We start from the raw sequence: 5,523 nt of genomic DNA on the forward strand, positions 1-5,523 counted from the left end.
GCGGGTCGCATGTGGCTGGCTCCGCGCCCGTGAGCCCGCCATTCGGGCCCCGCGGGCTGTGGGCGAGCTCCGAACTCGCACACACCGGAACCCTGCGCAGCCTGATTCGATTGGCACTCGCATTGCGTGAGTGCCAACGCACGGCCTACACTGGAGTTAGCACCCTCGGCATGAGAGTGCTAACAGTCTTCTGATCTCAGTCACGAAAGAAGAGGTACACCGTGTCGGTTTCCATCAAGCCGCTCGAGGACCGCATCGTCATCCAGCAGGTCGAGGCAGAGCAGACCACCGCAAGCGGTCTGGTCATCCCCGACACTGCGAAGGAGAAGCCCCAGGAGGGCGAGGTCGTGGCTGTGGGCCCCGGCCGCATCGACGACAACGGCAACCGCGTTCCGCTCGACGTCGCCGTGGGCGACCGCGTGCTCTACAGCAAGTACGGCGGAACCGAGGTGAAGTTCGGCGCTGACGAGTACCTCGTGCTCTCGGCCCGCGACGTCCTCGCGGTCGTCGTCCGCTGACGCTGACGTTCTCAGAGGGCCCGGATGCCGTGCATCCGGGCCCTTCGTCGTCCCCGCCCGCCACTAGGCTTGATCGGTGAGCACGAAGTCGGCCGGCACCCTGTACACCATCGGCGCCTACCTGCTGTGGGGCGTCTTCCCGCTGTACTTCATCGCGCTCGACCCCACCGGCCCCTTCGAGGTCGTCGCCTGGCGGCTGCTGCTGACGCTGGTGTTCTGCGCGCTGCTGCTGAGCGTCACACGCGGCTGGCAGCGGCTGCTCGTCATCTGGCGGCAGCCCAGGCTGCTGGCGCTCACGGCCCTGGCCGGACTGCTCATCTACATCAACTGGCAGGTCTTCGTGATCGCCACGATGGGCGGGGCCGTCGTGGAGACGAGCCTGGGCTACTTCATCAACCCGATCTTCACCGTGCTGCTGGGCGTGCTGGTGCTCCACGAGCGCATCCGCGCGGCGCAATGGGTCGCCATCGGCATCGCCGGCATAGCAGTGGGCGTGATCATCGTCGCGCACGGCACGTTCCCCTGGATCGCCCTGTCGCTGACGGCGTCGTTCGGCCTGTACGGCCTGGTCAAGAAGAAGATCGGCCCGCAGGTGGATGCCGCCAGCGGCCTCACGCTGGAATCCTTCTGGATGATCCCGGTGGCCATCGTCATCCTCGTCTTCGTCGCGCAGGACGGCCGCGGCATCACGATGGGCACGATCAGCCCGCTGCACACGGTGCTGCTCAGCTGCGCGGGCATCGCCACGGCCGTGCCGCTGCTGCTGTTCGCCGCCGGCACGCGCCGGGTGGACCTCTCACTGGTGGGGATGATCCAGTTCATCACCCCGATCATGCAGTTCCTGCTGGGCTGGGCCGTGCTGGGGGAGCCCATGCCGCCGGAGCGCTGGATCGGATTCGTCCTGGTATGGCTCGCGATCGTCGTGTTCGTCGGCGATCTGCTGGTGCAGAAGGCCCGCGGCCGCCACGAGGAGCCGGCCGAGCCGGCCGAGCTGGTCTGAGCGGGCGCCGGCCGGATCGTTAAGCGACCGAGACAACCGCGGCCACCGCCGGGACGCCCGAGAGAATAGGGTAAGAGGCACCCGAAGGTGGTATTCCACGTTCAGTTACGCAAGGGAGCAACATGAACGCATTGAAGGGCTCGCGTGGAGCGAGGATCTTCGCAGGGATCGCGCTTGTCAGCGCATCCGCACTGGTCATCGCCGGCTGCTCGAGCACGCCGGCCGGCGAGAAGACGAATGACGGGAACAAGAAGCCCGCAGCCGATCTCACCCTCAAGCTGGGATCGCTGCTTCCGTCGTCCGGTTCGCTGGCATTCCTGGGACCGCCGATGTACGCAGCAGTCGGACTCGCGACGCAGGAGATCAACGACGCCAAGGCCGGCATCACCGTCTCGATGAACTCGCAGGACGAGGGCGACAGCGACACCAAGGCGTACGTGACCTCGATCACGACGCTGCAGAACGCGGGCGTCGCCGGCATCGTCGGCGCCGCGGCATCCGGTGTGTCCAAGATCATCCTCGACGGCAACGTCAGCAAGGGCATCATCACGATCTCGCCCTCGAACACGTCGCCCGACTTCACCAAGCTGTCCGAGGACGGTGCCACGAAGGGGCTGTACTTCCGCACCGCCCCCAGTGACCTGCTGCAGGGCGAGGTGCTCGGCAACCTGATGTCGCAGGACGGACGCAAGACGCTCGGCATCATCTACCAGAACGACCCGTACGGCACCGGCCTGCGCGACGCGATCAAGAACACGTTCGAAGGCTCGGGCGGCAAGGTCGTCGAGGCGGTCGGCTTCAACGTCGGCGACTCGCAGTTCGACGCTCAGGTCGAGTCCATCAAGGCCGCCAATCCGGACGCCGTGGCGATCGTCTCGTTCGAGCAGTTCCGCACCATCGCGCCGCTGCTGGTGAACGCCGGCATCACGGCCGATCACTTCTACATGGTCGACGGCAACGTCTCCAACTACGGCACCACCGGCGACAGCGCCATCCCGGTGTCGCTCGAGGGGGCACAGGGCACCCGCCCCGGTCCGGCGCTGAAGGACGACTTCACCAACCGCCTGCAGACGTACTGGACGGGCAAGGGCAACGCCGAGATCAAGGACTTCACCTACGCGGCTGAGTCCTACGACGCGGTGGTCCTGATGGCTCTGGCCTCGCTGGAGGCGCAGTCGGTCAAGGGCGTCGACATCGCGAAGAAGATGCAGGCGGTCTCCGGCGGCGTCAAGGGCGGCACGGCGTGCACCACGTTCGCCGAGTGCGCCAAGATCATCAACGACGGCGGCAAGGCCGACTACAACGGCTACTCCGGCGACATCACGTTCGACAAGTGGGGCGACCCGCAGGGTGCCGCGATCGGCATCTTCAAGTACGGCGCGGACAACATGTACACCCGCACCAACTGACACATCGCGTATGAGGGGCTCCGGATGCTGCGGCATCCGGAGCCTTTCGCATGCCCTGGGTTGCCGAGCCTGTCGGAGCACCCCTGGACACGCAGAAGGGGCGGATGCCGAAGCATCCGCCCCTTCTCGAGATGTACGACCTACGCGGCGTCCTCGTCCTGGCCCAGCGTGCCCAGGTACAGGCCGATCACCTTCGGGTCGTTCAGCAGCTCGCGGCCGGTGCCCTCGTAGGCGTCCCGGCCCTGATCGAGCACGTAGCCGCGGTCGCAGATCTGCAGGCAGCGGCGGGCGTTCTGCTCGACCATGATGGTCGTGACCCCGGCCTTGTTGATGTCGCTCACGCGGATGAACGCGTCGTCCTGGCGCACGGGGGACAGGCCCGCGGAGGGCTCGTCCAGCAGCAGCACGGACGGGTCCATCATGAGCGCGCGCGACATGGCCACCATCTGGCGCTCGCCGCCGGACAGCGACCCCGCGCGCTGCTTGAGGCGCTTGCCGAGCTCGGCGAAGATGCTCGTGACGAACTCCAGGCGCTCGGCGTAGGCCTTCGGTTTCTGGTACAGACCCATCTGCAGGTTCTCCTCGATGCTGAGCGAGGGGAACACGTTGTTGGTCTGCGGCACGAAGCCCACGCCGCGGCGCACGAGCTTGTCGGCCTTCAGGCCCACGATGCTCTCGCCGTTGACGGTGATCTCGCCCTGGCGCACGTGCACCAGCCCGAAGATCGCCTTCAGCAGCGTCGACTTGCCGGCGCCGTTGGGGCCGATGATGCCGATCAGCTCGCCCTTGCGTGCCGTGAGGTTCGCGCCGTTGAGGATGTTCACGCCCGGCAGGTAGCCCGCATGCACCTCCGTCAGCTCGACGACGACCTCGCGGTCGTCTGCGGGGGTCTGGGCGGCCGAGCCCCCGTTCTGGGCCACTGAGCCGGCCTGGGTGTCGGTCATGACTGCTCCTCCTCGAGGTCGGCCTCGGCCTCGGCGTCGATCTTCTCGCGGATCTTCACGGCCGTCGTGTCGGACATCACCTGGATGCGGCCGGTGACCGCTCCGAGGTCCACGTCCTGGTGCGCGCCCAGGTAGGCGTCGACCACGGCCGGGTCGTCCATGACGTCCTCGGGCGGACCCTCGGCCACCACGCGGCCCTCGGCCATCACGACGACCCAGTCGGCGATGTGGCGGACCATGTGCATGTCGTGCTCGACGAACAGCACGGTCATGCCGCGATCCTTCAGGCCCAGGATGTGATCCAGCAGCGACTGCGTGAGCGCGGGGTTGACCCCGGCCATCGGCTCGTCGAGCATCACCAGGTTCGGGTCGCTCATCAGCGCGCGCGCCATCTCCAGCAGCTTGCGCTGCCCGCCGGAGAGGGATGCCGCGAAGTCCTTCTCCTTGGCATCCAGCTTGAACCGGGTCAGCAGCTCGCGGGCCTTCTCCTCGATCTGCTTCTCCTGCTCGCGCCAGAAGAAGGGGAACAGGCTCTGCCAGAAGCGCTCGCCCACCTGATGCGGTGCGCCGAGCTTCATGTTCTCCAGCACCGAAAGCAGCGAGAGCGACTTGGTCAGCTGGAAGGTGCGCACCTGGCCCATCCGCGCCACCTTGAACGACGGCACGCCCGCCAGGCTCTTCCCGTCATACGACCAGGAGCCGGCATTGGGCTTGTCGAACCCGCACAGCAGGTTGAACAGCGTGGTCTTGCCCGCGCCGTTGGGGCCGATCAGCGCCGTGATGGCGCCGCGCGGGATCTCCACGTGGTCGACGTCGACGGCGATCAGACCGCCGAAGCGACGCTCCACGCCGTCGGCGATGAGGATCGGGTCGACCTTCGCGACGCCCGGAGCCGCGGGCCCCTTCGCCAGTCCGGTCGACTTCTGGCGCTTGGCCGGAGTGACGGCCTCCGCCGCCTCCAGCGGGGACGCCGGCATCCCGGCGTCCATGTTCTCATCAGTGGACAAAGGTCATCTCCCTCTTGTCTCCCAGGATTCCCTGCGGGCGGAAGATCACCAGCAGCATCAGCGCGACGCCGACCAGCGCGAAGCGGATCGAACCCGCCTGCAGGTTCGAGATGGGCAGGATGCCCGCCGAGACCATCTGCGAGAGCACGTTGCCCAGCAGGGCGAACACGACCCAGAACAGCACGGCGCCCAGCGTCGGGCCGAACACCGTGGCGGCGCCTCCCAGCAGCAGGATCGTCCACAGGAAGAACGTCAGCGAGGTGGAGTAGTCGTTGGGGACCACCGCGGTCGGCAGCACGAACACGATTCCCGCCGCTGCGCCGATCATCCCGCCGACCACGAGCGCCTGCATCTTGTAGGCGAACACGTTCTTGCCGAGCGAGCGGACGGCATCCTCGTCCTCGCGGATGCCCTTCAGAACGCGACCCCACGGGCTGCGCATGAGCGCCCAGACCAGGGCCAGCGCGATGCCGAGCAGCACCAGGCCGAACACGCGGTACCAGAGGTCGTTCTCGTTCCAGGTCCACGGGCCGAAGCCGTACGTTCCCTCCGGGAACGGGTTGGCGTCGCGGAATCCGCGCTGGTAGTTGGCCAGGCCGCCGGCCGAGTTGGTCCACTCGCGGAACAGCTCGGTGGTGAACAGCA

The 5,523-nt window shown here is 67.2% G+C and carries 6 protein-coding genes; 3 read left to right on the forward strand and 3 right to left on the reverse strand.

Annotated features, from left to right (window positions below):
- Window positions 1-221: 221 nt before the first annotated feature.
- The 3 genes from groES (at window position 222) to Q0568_RS14535 (ending at window position 2,927) form a co-directional block, all read left to right on the forward strand.
- Window positions 222-518: a co-chaperone GroES gene (gene groES / locus Q0568_RS14525; RefSeq protein ID WP_067242196.1), complete on the forward strand. Its 297-nt coding sequence runs from the start codon at window positions 222-224 to the stop codon at window positions 516-518.
- A gap of 76 nt (window positions 519-594) precedes the next feature.
- Window positions 595-1,518 (forward strand): EamA family transporter RarD, encoded by a 924-nt coding sequence (gene rarD / locus Q0568_RS14530; RefSeq protein WP_298867758.1) that lies wholly within the window; start codon window positions 595-597, stop codon window positions 1,516-1,518.
- A gap of 122 nt (window positions 1,519-1,640) precedes the next feature.
- Window positions 1,641-2,927 carry an ABC transporter substrate-binding protein gene (locus Q0568_RS14535; protein ID WP_298867760.1) on the forward strand — a complete coding sequence of 429 codons (1,287 nt, stop codon included), beginning with the start codon at window positions 1,641-1,643 and terminating at the stop codon, window positions 2,925-2,927.
- Window positions 2,928-3,067: 140 nt separating this feature from the next.
- On the opposite strand, the gene Q0568_RS14540 is transcribed toward Q0568_RS14535, so the two are convergent.
- The 3 genes from Q0568_RS14540 to Q0568_RS14550 form a co-directional block, all read right to left on the reverse strand.
- Window positions 3,068-3,871 carry an ABC transporter ATP-binding protein gene (locus tag Q0568_RS14540; protein WP_298867762.1) on the reverse strand — a complete coding sequence of 268 codons (804 nt, stop codon included), beginning with the start codon at window positions 3,869-3,871 and terminating at the stop codon, window positions 3,068-3,070.
- Window positions 3,868-4,848, reverse strand: a complete 981-nt coding sequence (locus Q0568_RS14545) for an ABC transporter ATP-binding protein (RefSeq protein WP_298867766.1) — start codon at window positions 4,846-4,848, stop codon at window positions 3,868-3,870. Before Q0568_RS14545 ends, Q0568_RS14540 begins: the two co-directional genes overlap by 4 nt.
- A gap of 19 nt (window positions 4,849-4,867) precedes the next feature.
- Window positions 4,868-5,523, reverse strand: a 656-nt coding sequence (locus tag Q0568_RS14550) for a branched-chain amino acid ABC transporter permease (RefSeq protein WP_298867764.1), incomplete at its 5' end; no start/stop codon positions are given.

The sequence above is a fragment of the uncultured Microbacterium sp. genome (assembly GCF_937927635.1).
Lineage (GTDB): Bacteria > Actinomycetota > Actinomycetes > Actinomycetales > Microbacteriaceae > Microbacterium.